Annotated in this window: 2 protein-coding genes; both read right to left on the bottom strand. The window is 42.3% G+C overall.

What is annotated here, in order from left to right; genetic code table 11:
• Window positions 1–898: 898 nt before the first annotated feature.
• A complete protein-coding gene (locus tag ACYQ8U_RS22890) occupies window positions 899–1,138 on the bottom strand; it encodes a hypothetical protein (protein WP_459947876.1) in 240 nt (79 codons plus the stop codon).
• A 109-nt stretch (window positions 1,139–1,247) separates the two neighbouring features.
• A complete protein-coding gene (locus tag ACYQ8U_RS22885; protein WP_459947875.1) occupies window positions 1,248–1,559 on the bottom strand; it encodes a hypothetical protein in 312 nt (103 codons plus the stop codon).
• Window positions 1,560–1,925 lie beyond the last annotated feature (366 nt).

Raw genomic sequence — 1,925 nt, 5'->3', positions numbered from 1 at the left:
GACTAGTCAACGTTATTTTTCCTTTTTTATTGGGAACGGCAAAAAGACCGGTAATCACTGTATTCCATCTTTAAAATAAGTCAATCCCTCAACTTATAACGGTTCAGGAGCCAGTCGGGTTAATCACCCAACCTGGTTTCCATGAAATCTAATCTTTGAAAAGAAGTAGGTGAGGAAAACTGTACAGGATCGAAAGGTGGCATCAAAACAGAAATGTTCTCAATTTCGAACAGAATCTGGACCTGATTAAAGTGTGGCTGTCTGGGATCCACATATCGTACTGTTGGATTGCCAAATCTAAGGTTTAATACTTAGCTAATCGCTTCAACTTTACTTAACTACTGTTCACCTTTTTCCAAGATGGAGCCTTGAAAACGTGAATAAGCCGCAGCCACTTAGACCAGAAGTGGTTGTCTTTGTTATTGTTTTTGAGGTTGCGGATCATGTAGAGAAAGCGCAAAGATTATCTGGAACAATCTTGGATTAGAAAATTTCTTTTTCATGTCAGGAAAATAACGCTTTTAAAAAATTCAAGCCGACCTTCTTATTTTGCTAGAAATTCGAGTCAAATCCTTGTTCGGTTAACAATAGACATATACACCTGAGGGGAAAGTCAATCACGCTGTGGTTCTTCTTGCAATCTTAAGCCTCTACCTCAAATTTGCTACGAAAGTAGAATCAATCACAAAAGGAAATGCTAGATGGAGTAATGTTTGAGCCGAGCAGCAAAGTGGTAATTACACCGAATTGGTACAGACCATTATGCAAAACTTCGCATGTTGTCCACGACAGCTTAAGCGATTTGTCAGTAACGTTTTTAATAGAACCATAAGGGGCGCATATTACCTATTGTGAATATTTAGGATTCGCCCCCTATGGTTCAGAGGCCGTGGCACATTTAGGCAATGTCGTCCCGTAGCGTCTTGGCCACCCTGTAGACTTCCACTCTGGGCTCACTTTGCACTTGGTATGCCGCCGCAATGCTGGCCCTTAGCTCGGAATCGCGGTATTCTGCCATGGCTTCCGGTGATTTCCAAAGGTAGAGACCTGCATACTCCCCGGACGCAACGTCCTGGATGTAGTACTTCTGCTGCAACCCCTTGAGAGCTTTGAACTCTGGCGCACGTTCCTCGGCCACCTTGAAATCTCCTCGGGAGATAACGACGTTTTAAACCGAACAAGCAAAACTACTTCCGGATGATTCATCTTAAAATCCTCCTTAGAGAGTTGGTGCAACCGACTTGCTGTCATGCAATTGATTTTTCTGGAAAGAGAACTGTCCACGATTCCTGCGAACCAGCTAACAAACCTAAACCGTTCGAAGAGGGCTTGTTGCAAGGGGTTGCATCGACTATCTTTGCTACAATTATTGTCGCAGGAGAAAAGTAGATCTTGACTTCGCAGTGAAGATGCCCCTCTGATTCATGACGAATAAATAAGGCCTGTTCTTTTGAGCTGTTGTCCGTCTCATATTCTGACAAGAAAAGCTCCTTGAGATACTCTATTGATTCGCCTGCCAACATGGCATCACCAAGATTACTTGTAAACCAACAGTTCATTGATTCTTCAACTCCTCATATTGAAAGTGGCAGCGTAAATTTGGACATCTGCTGGAATTATCAGGCACACTCGGTATGGTCGTAAGATCTAAGATAATATTTTGTCCTTTAGCTTTGAATCCAGAAATCCTTATAATCTTGCTCTGCACCAGGTTTTTGATGTGGATGGTTATAACTTAATCTTGTAGAATTTTTACTGTAAAACAACATGCTTTGAATATACTGTCAGAATATTTTCTGGGCACTGACTTGTCAACCAAAGGAGTTCTTTGATGAAGACTCTGGATGTCAGGCATCCTAAAGGGATTACGGTTCTTGTTGTTTGCGCCGCAGCGGTTGTATGGGTTACCGTGACCAGTTCGATAC

Source organism: Desulfocastanea catecholica (assembly GCF_054657295.1).
The sequence above is the reverse complement of the archived record's forward strand: the minus strand, read 5'-3'. Positions and strand labels throughout refer to the sequence as shown.